At 40.9% G+C, this 26389-nt stretch carries 27 protein-coding genes; 22 read left to right on the top strand and 5 right to left on the bottom strand.

Features of this window, described 5'->3' with window-relative positions:
* Complete coding sequence (locus CU635_RS20640) at positions 1–567, bottom strand: FAD-dependent oxidoreductase (RefSeq protein ID WP_101579260.1); 567 nt, start codon at positions 565–567, stop codon at positions 1–3.
* A gap of 340 nt (positions 568–907) precedes the next feature.
* Between CU635_RS20640 and CU635_RS20635 the strand changes: the two genes are divergently transcribed.
* The 21 genes from CU635_RS20635 (at position 908) to CU635_RS20525 (ending at position 22304) form a co-directional block, all read left to right on the top strand.
* Positions 908–1546, top strand: coding sequence for a spore coat protein (locus tag CU635_RS20635; protein WP_101579259.1), 639 nt, complete (start codon positions 908–910; stop codon positions 1544–1546).
* 678 nt (positions 1547–2224) lie between these two features.
* On the top strand, positions 2225–3040 hold the full coding sequence (zupT, locus tag CU635_RS20625) for a zinc transporter ZupT (protein WP_373270879.1): 816 nt from the start codon (positions 2225–2227) through the stop codon (positions 3038–3040).
* A gap of 603 nt (positions 3041–3643) precedes the next feature.
* The gene (locus CU635_RS20620; protein ID WP_101579257.1) at positions 3644–4534 is read left to right on the top strand and encodes a nitrilase-related carbon-nitrogen hydrolase; all 891 of its coding nucleotides are present in this window, start codon (positions 3644–3646) and stop codon (positions 4532–4534) included.
* A gap of 90 nt (positions 4535–4624) precedes the next feature.
* Positions 4625–5995: an NAD(P)-dependent oxidoreductase gene (locus tag CU635_RS20615; RefSeq protein ID WP_101579256.1), complete on the top strand. Its 1371-nt coding sequence runs from the start codon at positions 4625–4627 to the stop codon at positions 5993–5995.
* Between the two features lie 135 nt (positions 5996–6130).
* Positions 6131–7408 (top strand): NAD-dependent dihydropyrimidine dehydrogenase subunit PreA, encoded by a 1278-nt coding sequence (preA, locus tag CU635_RS20610; protein ID WP_101579255.1) that lies wholly within the window; start codon positions 6131–6133, stop codon positions 7406–7408.
* A 26-nt stretch (positions 7409–7434) separates the two neighbouring features.
* Positions 7435–8853, top strand: a complete 1419-nt coding sequence (gene hydA, locus CU635_RS20605) for a dihydropyrimidinase (RefSeq protein WP_101579254.1) — start codon at positions 7435–7437, stop codon at positions 8851–8853.
* A 149-nt stretch (positions 8854–9002) separates the two neighbouring features.
* Positions 9003–10475 (top strand): NCS1 family transporter, encoded by a 1473-nt coding sequence (locus CU635_RS20600; RefSeq protein ID WP_101579253.1) that lies wholly within the window; start codon positions 9003–9005, stop codon positions 10473–10475.
* 36 nt (positions 10476–10511) lie between these two features.
* Complete coding sequence (locus CU635_RS20595) at positions 10512–10730, top strand: hypothetical protein (protein ID WP_101579252.1); 219 nt, start codon at positions 10512–10514, stop codon at positions 10728–10730.
* Positions 10731–10798: 68 nt separating this feature from the next.
* Positions 10799–11032: a hypothetical protein gene (locus CU635_RS20590; protein ID WP_101579251.1), complete on the top strand. Its 234-nt coding sequence runs from the start codon at positions 10799–10801 to the stop codon at positions 11030–11032.
* Positions 11033–11119: 87 nt separating this feature from the next.
* On the top strand, positions 11120–12757 hold the full coding sequence (locus tag CU635_RS20585; protein WP_101579250.1) for a PucR family transcriptional regulator: 1638 nt from the start codon (positions 11120–11122) through the stop codon (positions 12755–12757).
* A gap of 164 nt (positions 12758–12921) precedes the next feature.
* Positions 12922–14388, top strand: coding sequence for a CoA-acylating methylmalonate-semialdehyde dehydrogenase (locus tag CU635_RS20575; RefSeq protein ID WP_101579248.1), 1467 nt, complete (start codon positions 12922–12924; stop codon positions 14386–14388).
* Between the two features lie 16 nt (positions 14389–14404).
* The gene (locus tag CU635_RS20570) at positions 14405–15760 is read left to right on the top strand and encodes an aspartate aminotransferase family protein (RefSeq protein WP_101579247.1); all 1356 of its coding nucleotides are present in this window, start codon (positions 14405–14407) and stop codon (positions 15758–15760) included.
* A gap of 445 nt (positions 15761–16205) precedes the next feature.
* Positions 16206–16544: an ArsR/SmtB family transcription factor gene (locus CU635_RS20565; protein WP_101579246.1), complete on the top strand. Its 339-nt coding sequence runs from the start codon at positions 16206–16208 to the stop codon at positions 16542–16544.
* A gap of 16 nt (positions 16545–16560) precedes the next feature.
* Positions 16561–17856, top strand: coding sequence for an arsenic transporter (locus CU635_RS20560; RefSeq protein WP_101579245.1), 1296 nt, complete (start codon positions 16561–16563; stop codon positions 17854–17856).
* A gap of 36 nt (positions 17857–17892) precedes the next feature.
* Positions 17893–18315, top strand: a complete 423-nt coding sequence (gene arsC / locus CU635_RS20555) for an arsenate reductase (thioredoxin) (protein WP_101579244.1) — start codon at positions 17893–17895, stop codon at positions 18313–18315.
* Between the two features lie 49 nt (positions 18316–18364).
* Positions 18365–18712, top strand: coding sequence for an arsenite efflux transporter metallochaperone ArsD (gene arsD / locus CU635_RS20550; protein WP_101579243.1), 348 nt, complete (start codon positions 18365–18367; stop codon positions 18710–18712).
* Between the two features lie 17 nt (positions 18713–18729).
* The gene (gene arsA, locus CU635_RS20545) at positions 18730–20499 is read left to right on the top strand and encodes an arsenical pump-driving ATPase (RefSeq protein WP_101579242.1); all 1770 of its coding nucleotides are present in this window, start codon (positions 18730–18732) and stop codon (positions 20497–20499) included.
* A gap of 347 nt (positions 20500–20846) precedes the next feature.
* The gene (gene crcB, locus CU635_RS20540; RefSeq protein WP_308303508.1) at positions 20847–21365 is read left to right on the top strand and encodes a fluoride efflux transporter CrcB; all 519 of its coding nucleotides are present in this window, start codon (positions 20847–20849) and stop codon (positions 21363–21365) included.
* Positions 21362–21721: a fluoride efflux transporter CrcB gene (gene crcB, locus CU635_RS20535; protein WP_101579241.1), complete on the top strand. Its 360-nt coding sequence runs from the start codon at positions 21362–21364 to the stop codon at positions 21719–21721. The genes crcB (CU635_RS20540) and crcB (CU635_RS20535) overlap by 4 nt, the downstream gene beginning before the upstream one ends.
* Before the next feature lie 36 nt (positions 21722–21757).
* The gene (locus tag CU635_RS20530; RefSeq protein ID WP_101579240.1) at positions 21758–22084 is read left to right on the top strand and encodes a YnfA family protein; all 327 of its coding nucleotides are present in this window, start codon (positions 21758–21760) and stop codon (positions 22082–22084) included.
* A gap of 19 nt (positions 22085–22103) precedes the next feature.
* Entirely contained in the window at positions 22104–22304 is a 201-nt protein-coding gene (locus CU635_RS20525; RefSeq protein ID WP_101579239.1) for a hypothetical protein, read from the top strand.
* A 345-nt stretch (positions 22305–22649) separates the two neighbouring features.
* Here the strand turns inward: CU635_RS20525 and CU635_RS20520 are convergent, their stop codons facing one another.
* Genes CU635_RS20520 through CU635_RS20510 form a run of 3 tightly spaced genes read right to left on the bottom strand, consistent with a single transcriptional unit; the run spans position 22650 to position 24270 of the window.
* Entirely contained in the window at positions 22650–22835 is a 186-nt protein-coding gene (locus CU635_RS20520; protein ID WP_101579238.1) for a hypothetical protein, read from the bottom strand.
* Between the two features lie 55 nt (positions 22836–22890).
* A complete protein-coding gene (locus tag CU635_RS20515; RefSeq protein WP_101579237.1) occupies positions 22891–23757 on the bottom strand; it encodes a permease in 867 nt (288 codons plus the stop codon).
* A gap of 57 nt (positions 23758–23814) precedes the next feature.
* On the bottom strand, positions 23815–24270 hold the full coding sequence (locus CU635_RS20510; RefSeq protein ID WP_101579236.1) for a MarR family winged helix-turn-helix transcriptional regulator: 456 nt from the start codon (positions 24268–24270) through the stop codon (positions 23815–23817).
* Between the two features lie 120 nt (positions 24271–24390).
* Between CU635_RS20510 and CU635_RS20505 the strand changes: the two genes are divergently transcribed.
* Entirely contained in the window at positions 24391–24813 is a 423-nt protein-coding gene (locus CU635_RS20505; protein ID WP_101579235.1) for a GNAT family N-acetyltransferase, read from the top strand.
* Between the two features lie 142 nt (positions 24814–24955).
* Here the strand turns inward: CU635_RS20505 and CU635_RS20500 are convergent, their stop codons facing one another.
* Positions 24956–26269, bottom strand: coding sequence for an RNA-guided endonuclease InsQ/TnpB family protein (locus tag CU635_RS20500; protein WP_101579234.1), 1314 nt, complete (start codon positions 26267–26269; stop codon positions 24956–24958).
* Positions 26270–26389 lie beyond the last annotated feature (120 nt).

Genomic DNA, 26389 nt, shown 5'->3' with positions numbered 1-26389 from the left:
TTATTTTGATTGTAGAACATCATGGTCTACATATCTTTCCCCGTTCAGTTCACTAATAATGTTAATAGCCACCTTAGCCCCATCACCCGCAGTGATAATTGTGTGAACGCTGACTCCGGCAGCTGTTCCAGCTGCCCAAATTCCTTCAATATTTGTCTTTCCATTTTGATCAGTATTCAGCACTGTTTTAATTCTGGGCTCTGTGCCCGGCTTTGTATGAATACCGGTTTTCTCTGCAAGGTCCAGCGCGAGTCCAGTCGCGAGGATTACATGCTTCGCTGTATATGTAGCATTTTCTGTTTGAATTTCAAAACCTTCTTCTTTTTTCTGCAAATGCACTGCCGATCCATTGACGATTTCAGCACCAAATTTTTGCGCTTGTTTTTTACCAATCTCAATCAAGTCTGGACCGGTTATTTCCTCTACTCCGTAGTGATTTTCAATCCAAGCCCGTTTTGTCATTCCTTTATCATTGTCAATCACCAGCGTGCTCTTGCCTGCTTTCGCCGAAAAAATAGCTGCGCTCGCTCCGGCTGGTCCTGCTCCAATAATGGCGATGTCAAACATATTCTCCACATCCTTTTTTAGCTTTTTTATAATCAAACGTATCGTAATTAAAAATACTATTATTGTCAATTAATTTGAATAGTCCAAGAACGAAAACCGATAAACAGAGTTTGCCACTTCTGCATTTTATTTTCTATTTAAAGGGGGTGAACCTGGTTTTAAAAGAAACGCTCATCATAAGTTCGAATAAACCGAGATACCTCCAAAAAAGATCCGTCGAACTAAGAAAGCTATAACCCTTGTTTAAGGAACGACTTACAGGTTTTTGTTGCAGTTTTGGATAAATTCGCCTGTCATGAAAAATAATAACGCAGTAAGTACATATAAGGAGGGCTTCAAAGTGGAAAATCAACAGGAAGCAATGCACGAAAATATGCATATAGGGGATGTTCCCCAGCAGTTGAATCATGGCGGCCATGAAGTGCTTGATGTACACGAGGTCTTATCAGGATCAGTTGACGCTCTTAACACCTATCTGCTATTTCGCCAATTTGTGAAAGATCCGGAGCTGGTTGATATTATCGATCGCCAATATCGCTTTATGCAGGAAGAATACAACATCACACTGGATAGCTTCAAAACAGGAAAAGACCCTTTCAAACCAACACAGAGCTACAAAATGGAACCAGATAATGATTTTATATATGGCATCGAACCAACAGAGCCAGTTAAGCCAATACAAAGCGTTTCGGAATTTAATGAGCAAAGCGTGTCGAGCATTTTACTGGGAGCGGTAAAATCGCTGGCGACAGTAAAAACGATGGCCGCATTGGAGTCAACCAATCCGGTCGTTCGCAGAGTGCTCGCCGACTCGATTCCAAACTGTATTGAAATGGCCTATGAAATTTCCATTTACCAAAACAAGCGGCACTACTACCAGGTACCACAATTTGCACCGCAAGACATGCAAGCGATGTTGAATGCGTACGAACCTGGGCAAGGACAGCCACAAACACAAAACAATAATGTTTCTCATTAAATAAAAAGAGTGCCGCCGAGCACTCTTTTTGCTTTACGAATAAACCATCATTTAATAAACAATTTTATTTTTTGAGTCCGTTCTTTATACTCGGGTATCGAAACGGAATGGTGGTTTCATATGTATTTATTGAGTTTTTTAATTTTTGTAAAGCAGATACCCGAAAAGCTAAGTCCTTCGTTTTGCCTGTTCGAAAAAAGGCTTCCTGCTTGTTAATCAACATAGAGTAACTTTCCATCTTATTCACCTTTTTATGTGATAATCAGATTTATGCTCCTCATAAAATTGTACCAAGGAGCAAGGGTATCTTTAAGGTCCGGGCACGCAATCCCTGAGCCTTGCAAATCTTCCCGAGCCGGGCTGCAATCATATTGCGCCATGCACGTAAAATAATCCAACGCTTCTTTCTTATCGCCTCAGTGACATTTCGCATTATTATCGTTAAAACAGGGGCATATTGGTCGATAATGGAAAGTATCAAGTCAAAACAAAGCAGTTGACGCCCATGTTTCCTTAGGTGTAAAATGTTTCCCATAGGAAACTTTCCTTTTGATACAGCATACATTTAATTTAGAAGAAGTCGTATTGAAGACATTTTTAGACTTTGATATTGAAGAACCGCAAAACAGCTTTATAAAAACGTGCTATTCCAGGACACCAAAGTTAGGGAGAGAAGAGATGATCGCTGAAAATATTTTATTTGCATTTGGCCTGACGTTAATGGCTGGCCTCGCCACAGGAATTGGAAGTGTTCTTGCATTTTTCACATCTACTACAAATACGAAATTTTTATCAGTGTCACTCGGTTTTTCAGCAGGGGTGATGATCTACGTATCCATGATCGAGATTTTTGTGAAAGCAAAGGATGCTCTCGTAGGGTCGCTAGGAGTTGAGTTGGGAAACTGGGTGACGGTTGCCGGTTTCTTTGGTGGAATTCTTTTAATTGCGTTGATTGACAAATTTATTCCCAAACAAGGAAACCCACACGAACTTAAGAAAGTCGAGGATATGACTAAACCAGAAAAGGCTGTAAACGGCGATCCACAGCTACTAAAAATGGGAACATTTACGGCCCTTGCCATAGCCATCCACAACTTCCCTGAAGGAATTGCTACCTTTACTTCAGCCTTACAAAATCCAGGACTTGGGATTGCGATTGCCGTCGCTATCGCGATTCATAATATTCCTGAAGGAATTGCTGTATCTGTCCCTGTTTACTTTGCAACGGGAGATAAGAAAAAAGCATTTAAGCTTTCATTCCTGTCTGGATTGTCAGAGCCAGTCGGAGCGATTGTTGCTTACTTCATTTTAATGCCCTTTCTGAACGATATCATGTTCGGGGTCATCTTCGCTGCTGTTGCTGGAATAATGGTTTTTATATCCGTTGACGAACTGTTGCCAGCCGCAAAAAAATACGATGAAGAACACTTATCCATCTATGGGCTGGTCGGCGGTATGGCCGTGATGGCAGTCAGCTTGCTGTTGTTTATTTAAAAATAATGAAAAAGCGTACATCCAAATTGGAAGTACGCTTTTTGCTTTTCATGACATAGCAACACCGCCTTCAAAATCATTCGCCAATATTAGTAGGAACTGTCGAGAACTTTTTGAGGTATCACATACTGATTCTCCTTGCATATTAGATTTTTGAAAGCTTTTTCATCTGCATATGTAAAGGGGTTCGAATAAAAGTAGTTCCTGTTTGTTTCCTAAAAGAAAAAGATCGCTTCAATTTAATTTTGACAAATTTTTTTGTCTTCTTATGTTAAATTGGTTAAAGATTCAGAAAAGTGTACAAGAAAGTCACCCTATAGGGCTTGCATTTCCACACCACCTACTTGTCTAAAAGGGAATAGACAAGCTGACCAATCCTCAAAATCAGTTTACTTTCTTACTCGTTCAGTCATAGCTATGTAAAAAATACATCTTACATATTGGTTAAACAAATGCTTGCATCATTTTACAGGTTGTATAATGATATGCAATTTTATCATCTGTAAAATAAAAATAAGATGCAGAATTTTCTGATAAAAATTTTAACTAAAAAGGAGGAATTAGATTTTATCGCGGGTTATGTCAATATTAGGGGGCGAAACGATGTCAGATATTGTGAAAATCGGGTTAATTCAAGCAACCCACGATGTAGATGGAAACGAACCGGTCGAGGTTCATAAGGAAAAAGCGATTGAAAAACACATCAAGCTGGTAAAAGAGGCTGCCAGCAATGGAGCACAAATCATTTGCTTGCAGGAGATTTTTTATGGACCGTATTTCTGCTCCGAGCAAAATACGAAATGGTATGATGCGGCCGAAGAAATCCCGAATGGACCAACGACCAGCTTATTCAGGGAGTTGGCCAGGGAACTCGCTGTCGTAATTATCCTGCCGATCTATGAGAGAGAAGGGATTGCTACTTACTATAACACAGCTGCCGTGATCGATGCAGATGGCTCTTATCTCGGAAAATATCGAAAGCAGCATATTCCCCATGTCGGGGTAGGAAATGATGGTTATGGGTTTTGGGAGAAGTTTTACTTTAAACCTGGAAACCTCGGCTATCCTGTATTCGATACTGCATTTGCAAAGGTTGGAGTATATATATGCTATGATCGCCACTTCCCGGAGGGAGCGAGGTTACTTGGCTTAAATGGTGCTGAAATCGTCTTTAACCCTTCTGCTACGGTCGCAGGCCTATCCGAATATTTATGGAAGCTGGAGCAGCCGGCCCATGCGGTTGCAAACGGCTACTACTTGGGCGCAATTAACCGGGTTGGCTTTGAATCACCATGGAAAATGGGTGAATTTTATGGCCAATCCTATTTAGTCGACCCAAGAGGGAATTTTGTCGCTACCGCAAGCCGGGATAAGGATGAAGTGATCATCGGTGAGATGAATAAGAAAATCATTCGTGAAGTTCGTGACACATGGCAGTTTTATCGGGATCGCCGCCCTGAGACCTACGGAGAAATGTCAGCATTACTCCCTTAACAAAAGGGAATTTAACACCACTGGGGTCAGCCGACTGGCCCCTTGGAATGTATTCATTATTTGAAAGATTGAGAAAAGGAGGGCTTCTCATTGGCTACTGCAAAAAAGCAGCGTATTTCCTGGACCGATCTCAAACAGAATTTCCATGAAGTTGAACCAGGCCTGACCCGTCAAGAAGCGTTTGAAGAGTCGAATCGATGCCTTTATTGTTATGACGCTCCCTGCATTAAGGCGTGCCCGACCGGGATCGATATCCCAGCGTTTATTAAAAAAATCAGCTCCGGAAATTTACTGGGGTCTGCCAAGACGATCATGATTTCTAATCCAATTGGTGCAAGCTGTGCCCGGGTTTGTCCTACCGAAGAGCTTTGTGAAGGTGCTTGTGTACTAAATGATTCAACAAAGCCGATCATGATCGGTAACCTGCAGCGATATGCAACAGATTGGGCGATTCAAAATGAACAAACCCTTTTTCAACCAGGAAAACTAAACGGCAGAACAGTTGCCGTGATCGGATCGGGTCCTGCAGGATTATCTGCTGCCAGGGAGCTTGCCAGATTAGGCTATGAAGTTACGATTTTCGAAGCAGCAGAAATAGCCGGCGGATTAAATACGTTTGGCATCGTTTCCTTCCGTTTGCCACAGTCGATTTCATTCTGGGAAGTTGAACAAGTTCAAAAACTCAATGTAAAGATCAGAACAAATACGATGGTCGGAAGGGATGTTTCAGCGGAATATTTAACTGAAAATTTCGACTTTATCATCCTTGCTGCTGGAATGGCGAATGTCCCAAGCCTCAATATTGAAGGCGAAAACGCAGATGGGGTATTCGATGCAATCGAATTCGTAAAGGCAACGAAAAGCGGCCAATTATCAAAGGACTTGATCGGAAAGCGTGCAGTCGTGATTGGTGCTGGAAATACTGCCATCGACGCTGCCACATGTTCGGTCCGTCTTGGGGCTGACAATGTAAAAATCCTCTATCGTAGAACCGAAGAGGAGATGTCTGCTTATGATTTTGAGTATGAATTTGCCAAACAGGATGGCGTCGAGTTCCGCTGGTTAACCGCACCGAAACGAATCATCGCTGCTCAAAACGGGAAGGTAACCGGAATCGAGTGTATCAAAATGAAGCTTGGTGAGCCTGAGCGAGACGGACGCCGGAGCCCGGTACCGATTAGCGGCTCCGAACATGTGATTCCGGTTGATGCTGTTATTAAAGCGATCGGACAATCACGACATTTGCAGTTAATCGAATCGTTCCGCCTTCGCCATGAAAACGGCGTCGTCCAAGTCAACCAAGAAACCTTTCAAACGTCAAATCCTAAAATATTTGCTTGTGGTGACATCGTTTTTGGTAAAGGAAAAGGCGACGCCATGGTCGTAACTGCTGCCCAGCAAGGAAAAAAAGCAGCCTACTCCATTCACATGCTGCTTACTACGGCTTTTGAAACAGCTTAAGTAGCATATCAGCCAGTTATGAAAAGTTTCTCTCATTTATCGAAAATGCCTCATTTCTCAAAATAAATCATCCGAAACACGAATTAAAAAGAACACTTGGATTTCTTTTATTCCACAAAAAAGGGAGAGAAAGAGATGGCAGATTTAAGCATTAATCTCGCTGGAATTAGGTCACCCAATCCATTCTGGCTTGCCTCAGCCCCTCCAACCAATTCCGGCTATCAGGTACAAAGAGCCTTTGAAGCAGGCTGGGGAGGAGCAGTATGGAAAACATTGGGTGACCCGATATTAAATGTTACATCACGATTCGCTGCTATCAGTTTTAATGGGCAAAAGGTAGCGGGGTTTAACAACATTGAACTAATTACGGATCGGCCGCTGGATGTCAATTTAAAAGAAATTTATGAGACTAAAAAGCGATTTCCCAATCATGCAGTTGTGGCATCGTTAATGGTTGAACCGAAGCAGGAAAAATGGCATGAAATTGTTAAGCGTGTTGAGGATGTCGGCGTTGATGGACTGGAATTAAACTTCGGTTGTCCACACGGGATGGCCGAGCGCGGGATGGGCTCTGCTTCCGGTCAAGTGCCGGAACTGGTTGAGAAGCAGACATATTGGGTTAAAGAAGCGGCTAAAACCCCGGTTATCGTGAAATTGACGCCGAATATCACGGACATCACAGCGACTGCAGAAGCCGCTGTCAACGGGGGAGCAGATGCAGTCAGTATGATCAACACGATCAATAGCCTGGCCGGTGTTGATATTGATTCATGGAATACAATACCGCATGTTGCCGGAAAAGGGGCTCATGGCGGATATTGCGGCCCTGCTGTTAAGCCAATTGCATTAAGCATGGTCGCGGAATGTGCCCGCAATCCAAGAATCAATGTCCCGATATCCGGAATTGGTGGAATCTCGAACTGGCAAAATGCCGTTGAATTTATGCTCATGGGTGCGACAGGGGTGCAAATTTGTACTGCGGCGATGCATCACGGGTTTCGGATTATTGAAGATATGGTGGAAGGACTTGATCACTACTTAAATGAGAAAGGAATTTCCTCTGTATCAGAACTGATTGGAAAAACCGTACCCAGATATTCGGACTGGGGAAATCTGGACCTTAATTACAATATCGTTGCCCAAATAAATACAGAGGTTTGCATCAATTGTAATAAGTGCCATATTGCCTGTGAAGATACATCGCATCAATGCATCGACATATTAGCGGATGCGAGTGGAAAAAGCTATTTAAAAGTACGGGAAGAAGATTGTGTCGGTTGTAACTTATGCTCGATCGTCTGTCCGGTTGACGGCGCGATTGACATGATCGAGGTTCCTCATGAACAACCGCCAATGAGTTGGAATGAGCGTCAGGCAGTCCTTAGTCTGGCTCAAAGTGTGAAGCAGTTGTAGAAAACTTGTCAGGGAGGAAATCGAATATGATAAAACTCATCAAAAACGGCATCATCGTGACAGCATCAGATACATTTCAGGCAGACATTTTAGTTGAGAATGGAAAAATATCGACAATCGGTTCAAGCTTATCCGCTCCTGGGGCTGAAATCATTGATGCGGCCGGCTGTTTCGTCTTTCCTGGCGGAATCGATCCGCACACCCACCTTGACATGCCATTTGGCGGTACGGTGACAAAAGACGATTTTGAAACAGGGACAATCGCGGCTGCCTTTGGCGGAACTACTACGATTATTGATTTTTGTTTGACGAATAAAGGGGAACCTCTAAAAAATTCGATTCAGACTTGGCATGCAAAGTCAAAACAGAAAGCAGTTATTGACTATGGTTTCCACCTCATGATTGGTGAAATTAATGAACATGTCCTGGGTGAGCTTCCGCAAGTGATAGAAGAAGAAGGAATCACATCATTTAAAGTGTTTATGGCTTATAAAAATGTTTTCCAGGCCGATGATGAAACATTATTCCGAACACTCCTGGCAGCTAAAGAACTCGGGGCCCTAGTGATGGTTCACGCTGAGAATGGTGACGTTATCGATTACTTAACAAAAAAAGCAATCGCAGAAGGAAACAGAGACCCAATCTATCATGCCTTAACACGCCCCCCTGTAGTGGAGGGAGAAGCAACAGGGCGCGCTGCCCAGCTGGCAGGACTCGCCAATTCACAGTTATATGTCGTTCACGTTTCATGTGCGGATGCGGTTGAAAGAATCGCCGAAGCCCGCAGTAAAGGCTTTGATATTTGGGGAGAAACTTGCCCGCAATATTTGGTCCTTGATCAAAGCTATTTAGAAAAGCCAAATTTTGAAGGTGCCAAATACGTTTGGTCACCGCCGTTAAGGGAGAAATGGAATCAGGACGTCCTCTGGAATGCGTTAAAAAATGGACAGCTGCAGACGCTCGGATCGGACCAGTGTTCATTCGACTTTAAAGGGCAAAAGGATTTAGGACGAAATGATTTTACAAAAATCCCGAATGGCGGCCCAACCATTGAAGACAGAATCTCGATCTTATTCTCTGAGGGCGTCAAGAAGGGACGCATTACTTTAAATCAGTTTGTTGATATTACATCCACTCGCGTCGCCAAGCTATTTGGGTTATTTCCGAAAAAAGGGACGATTGCCATTGGAACTGATGCTGATATCGTGATTTTCGATCCCAATGTGGTACGGACGATTTCTGCTGAAAGCCACCATATGGCCGTCGACTATAATGCATTTGAAGGCATGAAAGTTTACGGAGAGCCTGTTTCCGTGTTATCAAAAGGAGAATTCGTCATTCGCAACAAGCAATTTGTCGGTACGCCTGGATCCGGTCAATATTTGAAGAGGGCGAAATATTCACTGCACACTGCATTAGGGCAAACTGAAATGCAATCGATTTAACAAAATACCTTCATCAGAGTACTCCTGCCTTAATTTGTTGAAGACAAACATCCCGCTTTTATCTCCTTGTCGATATCCATCAACGCGATTCGGTTTATGAAATATGATCTGGATTTTCTGCAATTTCAACCGAAAAAAGGAGAGTTGGTATGAAAAAAAGCCACTTGAAATCACCGGATTTGTTTCCAATTCAGCAAAAAGACCGAAAAATCACTTCATTAGGTTTTTCTTTTATGTGGGTAGGGATGGTTGTCGTGCTGGCAACCTTTGCGATTGGCGGTTCTGGTGTTATGACATTGCCTTTACCGTTAGTGATCATTGCGACTGTTATTGGCTGCCTTGCGATCGGCTTATTTATTTCGTTAATCGCCGATATTGGGATTGAACACGGATTGTCATTTCCGGTTTATATGAGAGCACCATTTGGAACAATCGGCACACATATCCCTTCCGTCACACGCGGCATTACTGCTTCGATGTGGTTTGGCATTAACACGTACTTTGGAGCAACAGCGATGAATGGCATATTAGATATTTTAATTGGTTTTGACAACTGGTTTATTTGTTACCTCATTTTTGCGATTGTACAATTGGTCAATACGGCTCTCGGAATTAAATCCATTGAACGCTTTGCCGATTTAGCGGCACCGATCATCATCTTAATTTCGGTTTGGATGTACGTTTCATTATCAGATACTGCTGCTGGCCAGGGACGAAACATTTGGACTTGGGCAGAAAATCCTGCTACCGGCAGTGATGCGTTTACAGCTTTTTTAATCGTCATTTTCAGTAATATGGGCTTTTGGGCGACGCTTAGTGCAGATATTCCAAGCATTTCCCGTTTTATGAAAGCACCTGTCAATGAAAAGAACTGGTTTAAAAGGAATAAAGGGTCGTTAATCGGAAATCTCGTTGCTATGCCGTTAACACAGACCTTCATGATTATTATTGGTGCCATTTCATACATCGCGGTACTGAACTACGACCCAGTTGCGGCTCTTCAAGAGGCTGCTGGCGGTGTTATCCTTGCTATTTTATTGTTAATGATCGTCTTAGCCCAATGGTCGACCAATACGGCAGCGAATGTTGTGCCGGCTGCGACTATTTTCTCTAATGTTGGCGGACCCAAGTTTCCATTTTGGGCTGGGGTTATTACGGCGGGGATTGTCGGCTCAATCGTACAGCCATGGAATTTATTTGCGATCATTATTCCCTTTCTCTTATTCGTCGGCGGGATATTGTCAGCAATTGTTGGTATTCTATTTGCCGATTATTATCTGCTCCGTAAAAGAAGGGTAAATGTGCCGGAGTTATTTGAAAGCCAGGGGCAGTTTAAATATATGAGCGGTATAAACTTAGCCGGATTCATATCCTGGATCATTGGCGCCGCCGCTTCCTATTTTGTACCGAACTACGGGTTTTTGGCTGGATTTTTAGTTGGTGCCGTCCTCTACTATATACTTGCAAAATTCTGGTGGTTCAAAAAATATAAACAGGCCGAAATAGAAGATCCAAGCGATGAAAAATATTTAGGAATTTCGGTCGGGCGGGATTGGATGATCGAAGATGAGCAATTTGAGCCGGTTTTACACGAGATTCCGACAAATGTCACGCTGGATTAATCATTATTAAAAGATGAAAACACGGAGGGGGATTTAATGTCTGAGCATCGACAATTTCTCGATGAAAGAGACAAAATCGATTTTCTGATAGAAAAGGGATATCGGATCAACAGCGTACAAGAAAACTTGGACGGAGCTTTAGTCGATTTTATCCATCCAGATGGAAAAAAGCATGAAACCCTACTTATTGGAACAGCAAATGCGCGAAAGTACTTTTCAAGTCTTCTCATTCATCAACATAGAACAGCGAATTAAAAAGGTAGCAGAGGCCGATCTGTAAATGAATTATTTCAAAAAATTGTTTCAAAAAGGAGAGAAAGAATGTGGAATTCTTTTTGAAATCAAAGGACAATGCCTTCCCGTGCGAAGTGACAATCGATGAAGACAATGGACGCTACACGATCAGGAAATCAGACTCAAGCGGGGAAGTGTTCAATTCTGCAAGGGAATTGGCAGCCTGGATTTTGAACAATTGGGGTTCAGACGATTTTACAGACAAAGAGCAATATGAGTCAATGTTAAAGGAAATCCAAAGATATCTGCCGCTCATTCATTAACTATTGTAAGTAAAGGATTGGATCAGCTCTCCAATCCTTTTTATTGATAACGTTGAACGAAGATTCCGATTATGGGGGAGCTGCGCGATGAAAGGACATTTTCAACTTAAGGTCGAGGATATTTTAAGTCGGAAACACTTCGAAAACACGATTGTAATAGCCGGAGAAGAAGGCATTCATCGAATTGTGAAATGGGTACATGTTGTCGAAGTGACGAATATTCGCAATCTCTTAAACGGAAATGAACTCATTTTATCAACCGGAGTAGCTTGGCAAGAGGATGAGAATTTGTTTATTTCCATGCTTAAGCAGCTTTTAGAAAACAATGCCGCCGCCTTATGCATCGAGCTCGGAACCTATATGACAGAAATACCTGGGGAAGTCATTGATATTGCCAACCAGCATCAATTTCCAATCATTATTTTTCAACAAGAGGTGCCCTTTGTTGAAATCACCCAAGATATCCATTCGGTTCTAATCAATCAACAATATCGGATGATCTCCGATTTGGAGAACTATTCGCAAAGCCTGAACAAACGGTTGCTTACAATCGAAACGTATGAGGATATTCTGCAAATTATATTTTCAGCTCTGGATGTCCAAATCATTTTTCGCCTGAAGGATCAGCAATACGAATTCGTTCCCAGTATCAGCAGCCAGGAGCAAAGCTCTATTATTCACTGCCTTCAAGAAGCGGATCCATTGCCTACTGATCATTTCGCATATTCGCCCATTTATTTATTTGGACAGGAATACGCGGAACTATATATCTACTCAAAAGAACTTCCGATTAATGAATTCGATTTGTTAATTTTAGATCGAACTTCAACCGCTTTAGCCCAGCATTTATTAAGAGATTTGTTTGTGGAAGAGAAGAAGCGGGTGGAAGAGTTTGAGTGGCTGCATGGATGGCTTGCAGGTGAACATCCGAACGAGAGCATTACCGAATACTTGGTTGAGCACGGTATTAAAAATGCGGCCAATGATGCGGTAGTTTTAATTGCAAAGCTTACGGTCTTAAAGGAAAAGCCGAGTCAGGATATCACTTATTTAAAACTTCTGTTCCGCTCTGTTTTTGAACAGCATGGCTGTGCTGTATTTTCAGTCGAAAAAAGAAATGAAATCATTTTCATTCTATTGAATAACCGGACAAAAAGGAATTTAAAAGAACGAATCACAAACGCGATTAAGTCACTAGAAGATTCTGAGTTTATGAGAAAACAAAATTCGGGAAAAATTTTTATAGGCGCAGGCAAGTTTATTGATAACTTAAACGATCTGCATAAGAGCTATTATACAGCCAAAGAAACGCTCAACATCCAACACAAGCTGACGATGGGCAAGATTTATCATTTCTATGAAGATTTACATCTGTATCGTCTCATTGCCCTGATGAATAAACATATCGATTTACAAGAACTTGTCATGGAATACTTGCTGCCGGTTATTGAATATGATCAAAAGTATAATGGGAAACTTCTGGAAACCTTAACAGCGTACTTACAATGCAATGGGTCAAAGCAAGAAACATCGAAACAGCTTTTTATCGTGCGGCAAACCTTATACCATCGTCTTCAAAAAATTGAAAACCTTCTTGGAGAAGATTTTATGGACCATGAAAAACGGGTTGCAATCGAGTTTATGCTTCTTGTAAAAGATTATTTAACCCCTTCTCATACACAGCGGAGGATGGATCTGAATGATTCAAAATCCTTTTACCGATAAGTTGTCAAAGTGTGGAAGAAATTCTGTCATACTTTTTACAAAATGTCTAATGAATGCCTTTTGCTGGTTCGCGATAATCATATATAAGGATTATATTTTTGCTGACAAGAAGGGGGAACGTTTCGTTGATATAACGAAAATTCAATCACAAAGGAGGTCGAAACATGAATATCACTACAAATGATACAACGGTTCTCGAAAATTATATTAATGGTCAGTGGATACATTCAACTAGCCAGCAAGCACTTGAGGTGCCAAACCCAGCAACAAACGAGCTATTGGCAAAAGTTCCGCTTTCCACAAAAGAGGATGTAAATTTTGCCGTGTCCGCAGCAAAGAACGCGTTCGACTCATGGAAAAACGTGCCTGTGCCGAAAAGAGCAAGAATTCTATTTAAATATCATTATTTATTAACAGAAAACCACGAAGAACTGGCCAGGCTGATTGTCGGGGAGAATGGCAAGGCGTATAAGGAAGCACATGGAGAAGTGCAGCGCGGGATCGAGTGTGTCGAATTTGCTGCAGGTGCACCTACATTAATAATGGGAGAAACGATATCAGGTATTGCAGAGGACATGGATTCAGAAATGTTTCGCTATCCGCTCGGCGTCGTAGGTGGGATTACCCCGTTTAACTTTCCGATGATGGTACCGCTTTGGATGTTTCCGTTAGCGATTGCCTGCGGGAATACGTTTGTGTTGAAGCCTTCTGAACGAACACCGATCCTGGCCAACAAGCTTGCAGAGTTGTTTTCGGAAGCGGGAGCGCCTCCGGGTGTATTGAATGTTGTTCATGGAGCCCATGAAGTTGTCAATGGATTGCTTGATCATGAAGATGTTGCCGCGATCTCTTTTGTTGGTTCACAGCCGGTGGCCAAGTATGTATATGAACGGGCATCCGCAGAAGGAAAGCGGGTCCAGGCTCTTTCAGGAGCAAAGAATCATCATATCGTCATGCCGGATGCGAATATGGAAAAGGCTGTCCAGCATATCATCAGTTCTACTTTCGGAAGTGCCGGACAGCGGTGCATGGCTTGCAGCGCGGTTGTCGTAGTCGGCGATAATGGACCTTTTGTAGATATCTTAAAGAAAAAAGCAGATGAATTGATCATCGGGAACGGCATGGATGACGAGGTGTTATTAACTCCGGTGATCCGGAAGCAGCATCGCGATAAAGTTCTTGGCTATATCGAAAAGGGAATTACTGACGGAGCCGAACTTATCCGGGATGGACGGAGGGAAATGGCTGAGCATGCCAAGGGGAATTTCATAGGGCCGACTATTTTCGACCATGTCCGGCCGGAAATGACGATCGCAAAGGATGAAATTTTCGCACCAGTACTAAGCGTTCTTCGCGCCAGAGATCTGGATGAAGCACTCGACTTTATGAGAAAATCAAGATACGGAAACGGCGCAACTATTTATACAAATAACGCAAAAGCAATCCGGCAATTCCGTGAAGAAGCTGATGCAGGCATGCTTGGCATTAATGTCGGTGTTCCGGCAACGATGGCCTTCTTCCCATTCTCCGGCTGGAAGGATTCGTTCTATGGAGATCTCCATGTAAATGGTAAAGACGGATTAAACTTCTATACCCGCAAAAAAATGATCACCTCCCGATTTGATTTTTAGCAAAGGAGTGATAAAAATGGTTCAAACGAGTCATTCCCAGGACCAATTGTTGGAGCAGGATGAAAAATACATTTGGCATTCGATGAAGCCTTACAATCCAAAGGCGACGATTGTCGCGGCAAAAGCTGAAGGATCATGGATCACCGATGCAGAGGGAAAGCGTTATTTAGACGCGATGGCAGGCTTATGGTGTGTAAATGTTGGATATGGAAGAACGGAGCTTGCCGAAGCGGCTTATGAACAGTTGAAGGAAATGGCTTATTTTCCGCTGACAAACAGCCATGTTCCGGCTATTAAGCTGGCAGAAAAATTAAATGAGATTCTTGAAGATGAGTACGTCATTTTTTTCTCAAACAGCGGCTCTGAGGCAAACGAAACCGCGTTTAAAATCGCCCGGCAATATCATCAGCAAAGCGGGGAGCATAATCGCTATAAAATCATTTCCCGCTACCGCGGCTACCACGGCAATTCAATGGGAGCTTTAGCAGCAACAGGCCAGGCGCAAAGAAAATACAAATACGAGCCGCTATCCCCAGGCTTCATCCATGTATCGCCTCCGGATTCATACCGGGATGATTGCAACGTTTCTGACCCCCATGAACTGGCTTCAGTAAAAGAAATAGACCGGGTGATGACGTGGGAGTTGAGTGAAACAATTGCTGCGATGATTATGGAACCGATTATTACAGGAGGGGGAGTGCTTGTTCCACCAGAAGGTTATATGCAAGCCGCTAAACAGGTGTGCGAAAAACACGGGGCACTTCTGATTGTAGATGAAGTCATCTGCGGTTTTGGCCGCACCGGTAAACCGTTTGGCTTTATGAACTATGGCATAAAACCCGACATCATAACAATGGCAAAAGGAATTACGAGCGCTTATTTACCGCTTTCCGCAACAGCTGTAAGAAAAGAAATCTATGAAGCTTTCAAGAGCGCCGATGAATATGATTTTTTCCGGCACGTCAATACGTTCGGCGGAAATCCGGCCGCCTGTGCCCTGGCGATAAAAAATCTTGAGATTATGGAAGAGGAAAAATTGTTTGATCGCTCCCGGGATCTGGGGGAAAAGGTTTTGAATGAGTTAACCAATCTGCTGACAAACCACCCTTATGTGGGCGATGTCCGCGGCAAGGGGCTATTGATTGGAATTGAATTAGTGAAGAACAAAGACTCGAAGGAACCACTGGATAGCGCTCTAGTGAATGAAGTGATTGCTGATTGCAAAAAGTCCGGTTTATTAATCGGCAAAAATGGCACCACGGTTGCCGGATACAATAATGTATTAACACTATCTCCGCCATTAAATATCGAACAGAAAGATTTGGACTTTGTTGTCGACACGCTTACAGCAGCCCTTAACAAAATCAGCTAACCATATTGAATAGCAAATGCAAAACAGCCGGATTATCATTATGATACCGGCTGTTTTGCTTGGTTATGAAAACTAACTTTGGTCTACTATATTATAGCTCCGACCGAAAAGTTTTTCCTAGCTGAGTTCCAAGACCGAAACTGTTAGAGTTAAAGTGGATCCAGCGAATACCACAGACGAGGGCAATTAAAATCACTTCAGTTGGAAAAACCGGCCTGAAAGAATTATTTTCGATTGATGTTGTAATTAACAAATAATGAAATAGATACGAGCCGGGGTTATCTACAGAATAGTTAACGTCGGCTTTTTATTTTAAAAGCATTTGCACAGAAATATAAAAAGGATACAGAACCATTTTCTCTCTTTTAAAATTTATTGTTGTTTTCTAAATATAAGTGTTTTATTATATAAGTAAGTTCTTATATGTTTATAAAGGAGGGTAGCAATGGGAGACAGGTCATTAGAAGATAATGCCAAGATACTAAAGCTTTTAGGGGACAAAACACGCTTAGCGATGTTAGGCCTGCTTATGATTAATGAATGCTGTGTTTGTGAGTTTGTTGATATCTTTAAAATGTCCCAGCCCGCCATCAGCCAGCATTTACGAAAACTGAAAGATGCCGGTTTAGTCAAAGAGAACCGAAGAGGACAGTGGATTATTTACTCCCTAAATCGCGAAAATGCTTTTTTTCCTATGGTTCGAGATGTATTAAAGCATGTTCCGAGTCAGGAAGAAAAATTCATTTGGCTAGAGCAGCAAGGATTGAGAATTTCATGTGATTAATGGAGGATAGCAACCAATGTTACAGATTGTTTTAGCATCTGTCATTTTTTTAGTGACGCTCGTACTTGTCATCTGGCAGCCGAAAAATTTATCGATCGGGTGGTCTGCGTGTGGAGGAGCGATTCTAGCCCTTATCGTTGGAGTCGTTGATTTTCAGGATGTTCTCGATGTAACGAACATTGTTTGGAACGCAACACTTGCCTTTATTGCGATTATCATCATTTCCTTGATTCTTGATGAAATAGGATTTTTTGAATGGTCTGCACTTCATATGGCGAGAGTAGCTAAAGGTGATGGAATCAAAATGTTTGTCTATGTATCGATATTAGGAGCGATTGTAGCGGCATTTTTTGCGAACGATGGAGCAGCACTAATATTAACGCCGATCGTTTTAGCAATGGTAAGAGCATTAAATTTCGATGAGAAAATGGTTTTCCCATTTATCATTGCAAGTGGTTTTATAGCTGATACAACGTCTTTACCTTTAGTCGTCAGTAACCTGGTGAATATTGTTTCGGCAGACTTTTTTGGAATTGGTTTTAGTGAATATGCTTCCCGAATGATCGTTCCAAACTTGTTTTCACTAGTAGCCAGCATTGTAGTTTTATTTCTTTATTTTAGAACAAGCATTCCAAGGCGATATGACTTGAATGATTTAAAAAGACCAGTCGACGCGATTCGCGATAAAAAAATGTTTCGCCTGTCATGGGAAGTATTAGCTGTATTATTGGTTGGCTATTTTGCCAGTGAGTTCTTCAATATACCTGTCTCGATTATTGCCGGCATTATCGCGATTTTCTTTTTATTTATGGCAAGAAAAAGCCCGGCAGTCAATACGAAGCAAGTCCTAAAAGGCGCTCCCTGGGCAATCGTCTTTTTCTCAATCGGAATGTATGTGGTCGTTTACGGTCTACGTAATGCGGGACTAACAACTATCCTGGCCGATGTAATCCAAATCGGGGTTGACGAAGGGTTATTTGCCGGTACGATGTTGATGGGCTTCATTGCGGCGATTCTTTCTTCGGTGATGAATAACATGCCTACTGTCATGATTGATGCCCTCGCTATCGCAGATACTACAGCTGCGGGGACAATGAAAGAAGCGCTTATTTATGCAAATGTTATTGGGTCAGATTTAGGTCCTAAGATTACACCTATTGGTTCTCTGGCAACCTTGCTGTGGTTGCATGTTCTATCGCAGAAGGGTGTCAAAATATCGTGGGGTACCTATTTTAAAACGGGAATCGTCTTAACCATTCCGGTATTGTTTATCACATTATTAGGGTTGTACCTATGGTTACTCATAATTTAACCAGTTAATAAAACAAAGGAAAAGGAGCAGTAAAACATGTCAAATAAAAAAACCATCTATTTCTTGTGTACAGGTAACTCATGCCGCAGCCAAATGGCCGAAGGATGGGCAAAAAAATTTCTAGGTGATCAGTGGCGAGTTCTCAGTGCCGGAATCGAAGCACATGGGTTAAATCCAAATGCCGTTAAAGCAATGAAGGAAGTAGATATTGATATTTCCCATCAAACATCAGACATCATTGACACTGAAATATTAAACAATGCAGACTTTGTTGTCACTTTATGCGGTGACGCAGCAGACAAGTGCCCAATGACTCCTCCTCATATAAAACGCGACCATTGGGGCTTCGACGATCCTGCAAAAGCTGAAGGAACCGATGAAGAGAAATGGGCAGTTTTTCAACGTGTACGTGATGAAATTGGAGAACGCATTAAGCAATTTGCTGAAACAGGAAAGTAATACCGATTCCGGGAGAAATCTCGGCTATTCTTTCAAGGAGTGTAATCACATGAAAAAACTAGAGGTATTTGATCCAGCAATGTGCTGCCCGACCGGGGTGTGTGGACCGAGTGTAGATCCCGAATTGACGCGTATTGCTTCTGCACTTTTCCTGATAGAAGGGAAAGGGTTTACTGTAAAAAGGTATAACTTAGCTAGTGAACCAGATGTTTTTATTGATAACGCCAAGATATCTCAGTTGTTAAATGAAAAAGGCCCTAGTGTATTACCGATTGTGTTATTTAATGATGAAGTAGTAAAAGAAGCAGCATATCCTGCAAACGATGAACTGGCAGAGTGGTTTGAAATGGACAGCAGTGAATTGTCAATAAAGAAATCTACAAATAAGCTTTTATAAGGGAGAAGGTGGCTTTTATGTTTCCTGTATTTAACCCGGCAGAAGTCAGTCTAACACCATACATGTTCTTTACCGGAAAAGGAGGAGTTGGCAAGACATCCACTGCAAGCGCACTGGCTATAGCTCTTGTAAACAAGGGAAACAAGGTTTTAATCGTTTCCACGGATCCAGCTTCCAATCTACAGGATGTCTTTGAAGTAGAATTGAGCAATGAAATGATCCCGATACCACAAGTAAAAGGTCTTTTTGCCTGCAACCTTGATCCTGAAGAGGCAGCAAGGCAATATCGTGAAAAATTGGTAGGTCCATATCGCGGAAAGATGCCTGACAGTGTCATCCAAACTATGGAAGAACAATTATCGGGCGCTTGTACAGTTGAAATTACTGCCTTCGATGAATTTACAAATCTGTTGGCCAATCCCTATATTACAGAAACGTATGATCATATCATATTTGATACAGCACCAACAGGTCATACTTTACGTCTTTTACAACTTCCGACTGCCTGGACGGATTTCTTAAATGACAATACTCATGGAGCCAGTTGTTTAGGTCCACTGTCCGGCTTGGCTGATAAAAAAGAATTGTATTCCAAGTCAGTTGAGGCACTTTCCGATAAGAACAAAACAACACTGGTCCTTGTTGCACGCGCAGATGTTTCTTCTCTTAAAGAAGCAGAGAGAGCAGCAAAGGAACTTGGTGAAATTGGTATTTTAAATCAAATGGTATTGATTAACGGGGTTCTTCAACACGTCAAAGAAGATGATGAAATTTCTGCTGCTTTTTATCAGAAGCAGCAAGATGCATTATCTCAAATACCTGAGTACTTATTGACACTATCATTATTTGAAACACCTCTCGTTTCTTATTCTCTGACAGGAACAGATGCATTAACAAAATTCTTCGAGAAAGAAGCAATCCAAGAAATATCCTATCAAGAACTCGAAATTCTTTCTTTACCTGACTTTAAAGATGTAATTGATGATTTAGATCAGCGGGGAATTCGTGTAATATTTACGATGGGGAAAGGTGGAGTTGGTAAAACAACGATTGCTGCAGCGATCGCAGTGGGACTTATAGAAAAAGGACATCGTGTTCACTTAACGACAACGGATCCTGCTGCACACTTAGCTAATATATTAGGAGTGAACGATGTTCCTAAGAATTTATCAATCAGCCGAATTGATCCGAAAACAGAAGTTGAGAAATATCGAAATGAAGTGTTGAGCAAAGCCTCCGTCGATTTGGATGAAGATGCAATAGCTTATATAAAAGAAGACTTGGAATCACCTTGTACAGAGGAAATCGCCATTTTCCGGGCGTTTGCTGACGTGGTAGCAAAATCCAAAGATGAAATCGTAGTTATAGATACAGCACCAACCGGCCATACTTTGCTTCTTCTTGATGCGGCTCAATCCTACCATAAAGAATTGGAGCGCTCTACTGGAGAAGTATCAGAAAGTGTAAAGGACCTCCTACCTCGTTTAAGAAACACTAAAGAAACTGAGGTCATTATCATTACTCTTCCTGAAGCTACACCTGTTTTGGAGGCAAAGCGATTGCAGGAAGATTTAAGACGTGCTGAAATTTCTCCTAATTGGTGGATCATTAATCAAAGTTTTCATGCTACTGATACAACCGATCCAGTTTTAAGAGGGCGATCATTGGCAGAGAATTACTGGATTCAAACAGTAAAGAATGAATTAGCAAAAAAAGCCGCTGTTATTCCATGGTTAAAGGATAAAAATATCGGATATCAACAAATAAAAAATCTTATTAATCATTGAGAGGTGGAACAAATTGAACATTACAGATCAGGCTCGTGATCTCTTGAACCAATTGTTTCAAAAACGGGATGCTTCAAATATTCGTATATATTTTGCAGGTTTTGGCTGAGGTAAACCACAGTTGGGGCTGGCTCTGGATGAGCCAGATAAAGATGATAAAGTGGTAACTATTAATGGGATACATGTCGCAATTGATCCTAATATTGAACCCTATACAGAAAGTCTTACTCTCGAAATTAATCAGGAGAAAAATGGACTTGTATTGTTAGGGAATGAAAGTGATTGTTGTTAACAAAACATTCTTAATTGGACATTAGAATACAATATCCAATGACTAACAACCAATAATGAACAAGCTGATGAATCCTGCCAAAAATATAGGCAGGATTTTTTATATTAATGAAAATGTTCTAAAAACTACCAACAAACCAGTTTTTTATGAAATAATAATTTTAATAAAAACGATTTGTTTGATAAAGATAGGTGATAAAATGAATGTGCTCTATGTGATGATTGGTGGTTTTTTCGGTGCTATTTGCAGGTATGCATTGGGAGAGTGGTTAGCTGCAGACAGGTTCCCAATAGGCACTTTAACAATTAATCTGTTAGGATGTTTATTCCTTGGCTGGTTTTTAACGTCCGTAAGTGAAAGAAAAACCGTCAGACCCGAAACAGTTTTGTTTATCGGCACTGGATTTACTGGCTCCTTTACTACCTTTTCAGCGTTCTCACTCGAAACGATTAACTTATTGAAGAACGGCTATGAATTGTTAGCCATTTTATACATTCTTGCGAGTATAATTTTAGGTATACTTCTTGTTTTCATAGGCTACAAATTAGCAAATGTTAAAGGTGGAGCAGGATGATTTGGTTAATTGGATTGGGTGGTTCATTCGGCGCTGCTGCCAGATACATATTAGGTACGATTATAAATAAACGGGCACAAAGATTATTTCCTTTTCCAACGGGAACCTGGCTTATTAACATCACAGGTTCTTTTCTGCTGGGTTTCATTGCTAATCTCCATCTTAGTAATCAAATAGAGGACTGGGGATGGTTTCTATTTGGTGTCGGCTTCTGTGGTGCTTTCACGACTTTTTCAACTTTTGGATATGAAGTAATCATGCTGCTGCAATCCAAAGAAATTAAATTAGCATTAATATATGTGTTAAGCTCCATTATTTTAAGTGGCGTTGCTGCAGCAATAGGACTTTATCTATAATATTCAATGACGACCAGCTGGGGGAGAATTAAAAACATGTATTCCATTATGTTATTCATACTTGCCGGTATTGCAGAAATTGGCGGGGGTTATCTGATCTGGTTATGGTTGCGGGAAGGAAAGCCATTTTACCTGGGCATTTTTGGAGGATTATCTTTAGCCTTATACGGGGTTATTGCAACATTTCAGTCGTTTCCTTCTTTCGGCAGAGTCTATGCTGCATACGGAGGAGTTTTTATCATTCTATCTGTTTTATGGGGATGGGGAGTAGATAAAAAAACTCCTGATACATATGACTGGATTGGTGCCATTATTTGTATGATAGGTGTTTCCATTATGCTGTGGGGACCGAGACAATCATAAATATAAGGGGTAAAATTAAATGGTGATTCAATCGAATATGTCTCCAAAGTCTATTGTTCTAGTTTGGGAGTCTACAAAAGAAGTATTTAATAAATATAATATACAACTAACTGATAAAACCTTAGAGTCAGTGGTCAAAGAAGAAATTCTTATTTTGCTTCTTGCTGAATTGAATGAAGAGGTTGGCAGTACTAGTACAACTTGTATAGAAGGCGGCTGACAATTGCCATCCAGAAATGGAGTAGGTAACTCCATATAATTTATTTATCAAGCATTTAAAAGCCGGATTTGGCGTTTACTCAAAAGATTCAATCCCCCTTCAATTTGAAGGGGGATCTGATAGAGTCAATAATTTAAAGCGACACTATCTGGAACAGCATTCGTCATGCTCATTGTTAGAACAGCATTGTTCTTTTTTTTCGGACGAACAACATTCATCTTCATCATTAGTTCCCTGATCTTTTACTTCTACGATCTGAACATTACAACAGCTTGCATTTTCTTCAGAACTCTTTTTGAATAGGTTAAACATAAGATCATCTCCATTTTTTATTTTTATTGTTCGTTAGCATTCGCTGCAACTAGGTGGCTGGCTTAATACACTAGCTTCTCGACTCACTTTCAAATTCTTCACTACCTTTACAAACATATTTTCTTTTGTGATTGAGGCAAACTTCCAAGCTTCATTCGCAGCTTTTTCTATTTGCTTCCTCTTTAAATCAACTAACATATGTTGTTCATAAGAAAACATTGTAACCACTCCTTTTAATTTGTTATATATCAATCTTTTATAAAAGATTAATACCTTATATAAAATAGAACAGCGTGCCCGAAAGTGTAGACATTGAGAATACAGATAAAATAAAGGCAACAACTAAACGTTTATGGAAAATCGAATTAAGCAGTGCAACTTCCGGTAAGCTTGCGCCGGTCGAACTAATCATTATTGCCATCACAGGGCCTAATGCCATCCCTTTGACAATCATCATTTGCGCGATTGGAATCATCGTTGAAAGACGAATATACAATGGGATACCAATGATAGCCGCTACAGGAATTAACCACCATTGGTCACCGCCAAAGTAAGTTGTAATGAAATCTGTAGGAATTGCTCCATGAATGATTGAACCAATGAAAGCTCCGATAATAAGATAAGGATAAACGGTCTTCATTAGGCTTAATGTTTCATCCCAAGCTTTTTTTAGATTAAATTTACTGCTCTGTTCTTTTCCACCTGAGATAATCACATTTTTAACGGCATTTTCAAAACCAAAAGCTTCAAGAGTGAAACCTATTACGATGGAAAAGATCGTGGTAATGACGGTATAGATGATCGCTACTTTCCATCCGAGCAAGGCACCCATCAAAGTTAATATCGTCGGGTCAAGAACCGGTGACGCAAACAAGAAAATCATCACAAAACCGAATCTGATTTTCTTCTGGAGCATGCCGACAACAACCGGGATCGTCGAACATGAACAAAACGGAGTAATAAATGCTAAAACGATAGCAACGAAAGCACCGACAATTTTATTGGAATTCAATAGATACTTTTCGATTTTTTCATACGGGATCAATCCCTGAAGAATACTGACTGCAAAAGAGATAATAAAAAACAAGACCGTCAATTCAAGAGCAATCGACAAAAAGCTAAAAATTATATCTTTCCACATAATAGCCCTCCTTAATTACTTGCAAAATGCAATTATATATGTAAAAGTTAATCCTCCTTATTTCGGAGGACAACAATAGTTTTCCGATTTCCTCATCGCATCGTCCAACAGTGTCATCGACCGGATGACAGACTCACGTTCATACTCGCTCAAATGAGATAAAATTTGATTAAGATAATTATTCATCTCTTGATTAATGTTTTCTTCAATTCTCTTGCCTTCAGCAGTAAGCGACAAAATGTTCACCCGGTTATCGAGAGGATGAGGGGTCTTTTTCACTAATCCCTGCGCAACAAGTGCCTTGACCTGCCGGCTGAAAGTTGTAATATCCAAGCCAAGTTCACCGGCGACATCCTGCATCGAAGGCTCGTTTTGTCTTGATATTTCATAAATAATATGGCTCTGAACCAGGCTCACATCTTCTCCGCAGCAGCTCTCACAGCATCGTTCATTGAGAAAGCCAAACCTTCTGACCACCATTTGAAACACGCTTCTTAAGTTGTTACTTTCCATTGCATTCACCTCTAGTTCAGTTATAAATTATTTATTTGCATTTTGCAACTATTTTATTTTCAAAATGCAAATAATTTTATACAATATTTAAAAATACCAAGTAAGAAGGGGAGATCGGGTTTGAACACGGATATCGAGACAAGATTGGCAACCAAAGAGGATTTACAATCGATTTTGCAAATTTACAACCAAGGAATTGAAGACCGGGTTGCTACATTAGAAGAGGATCAGAAGGGCTTGGATTATATGGAAGATTGGTTTAGCCAGCATAACGAGCGTTTTGCCGTTGTAGTAGCCGTGCAAAATAATGAAGTTGTCGGTTGGGCATCGTTGAATCGTTATTCGAATCGATGCGCGTATAACGGAGTCACCGATTTGTCCATTTACATAAAAAGAGAGTATCGCGGCAGGGGAATCGGCTCAATTCTTTTATCCAATATCGAACGAATTGCCATGAAGAATAACTTTAATAAAATCGTTTTATTTACCCTGCCTTTTAATAAGTTGGGACAGGGCCTTTACCGTGACACCACCCACGACTGAAGCCGTGGGCTTCTTTTCTTGCTATTACCTTGCTTATTTCAGGTATAGCCCCTTCCGGAGAAGGGACCTAAAGCAGAGGCAGGGATACGGCAAGCAACATTTATTGGAGAAACAGTCCAATAAAAGGGCGGTGTCGTGCCTACTACGCCTTCCTCCAGGCGATACTTTTATCACTTGTTTCCTTACGTTTTTTTACTGTCAGGTACCTTCGGTACCAAACGGGTTGTCGATACAAAACATCGACCGATTTTGTCTCCATCGCGAATCTTTTCCGGCATATATTTTGTGCCCCGTTCACATCCCGATGGATTTCTGTATTGTGTACAGAACATTTAAACTTGCGGCCATTGGCTTTATGCCTTCCACCGCAAAAAGGGCAGTCTTGAGAAGTATAGCTTTCATTCACGAAGTGAATGTTGATGCCCTTAAGTTCGGATTTATATTTTAATTGTTGTTTGAATTCACCATAAGACCAGCCTGAGAGTTGCTGTCTTCTGGTTTTATTATTTTTCTTCTTTTTATTTTCGTCTTTTTTGCTGTTCTTCTCAATCCCTTCGGGATTTCCAACCACTAGATCAGATACTTTTTCCTGTACTAAAAAGTTAATCGCTTCTTTTGTAGACTTGTGGATCAAATATTCAATTTGAGCATCTGATTTTGACTTTAAACGATTTTTAGCTTTGATATACTTCTTCTGTTGCCGGGAGCCTTTCTTACATCGGCTGATTTTCTTTGACAGTTCAGAAAGCAACTTGGCTCTGCGTTGTTTGATGGAACGAATCGCCCGGCCGGAAATCACTAAAGCTTTATCTTCAGTTGCCAACGTGATGGAATGAATTTCTCCTAAATCAGAACCAGCAGGTTTGAATCTTTTAACTTTTGCTTCTTCTTCAACTTCAATGACATAATGAAACCAATACGAACCGTTTTTATAAACAATTTCTGCATAAGAAATGTTGGATAAGTTTTCAATCGCTAAATTTGGAATTTCGATATAATCTTTTTGTTTTTTGACCGTTTCGTTCCAGCCTTTTTTCTTCTTCTTTTCGACCATATTTTTTAAAGATAACTTGTTTGAATAGTTGCTGTTCTTTAAGATGATGATGTTGTCTTTCACGCTAATAGCCGACTTTTTATATGGAATGGAGAAGAAGCGTTTAGATCGCCAAGGATATTTAGCGTTTTTATCTCCATTTCGACGTTTAGTTAAAGTAGATGTTCGATTTTCATCATATTTGGCGACAATTTCTTGAACGGTTTGAGAATGAAGGTCATACGTATTTTTAGTCATTTTCACAAGTTCGGAAGTCGAAATCCATTTTTTAAAAGTGAAATAATGGTCATTTGCATATCGAACAACATCGGACCAGCATTTCCCGGATTCAAGTTGTTTATTTTTTAATTGATGATATAAATCTTTTTTATATGGAATTTTAAACTTATGAGTTAATTTCACGTGTTGTCCTCCTTTCTTTTACGAACGCAGGTTCGCTATTTATATTTTTATTTTAAACTTTGTAGAGTAGAAAACAGGAATTAGATATTGTCTTCTTGTCCTCGGGTTTCAGGGTGTTCC

This window comes from Bacillus canaveralius, from assembly GCF_002860125.1.
In the GTDB taxonomy this organism is placed as follows: domain Bacteria; phylum Bacillota; class Bacilli; order Bacillales; family Cytobacillaceae; genus Bacillus_BJ; species Bacillus_BJ canaveralius.
The sequence above is the reverse complement of the archived record's forward strand: the minus strand, read 5'-3'. Positions and strand labels throughout refer to the sequence as shown.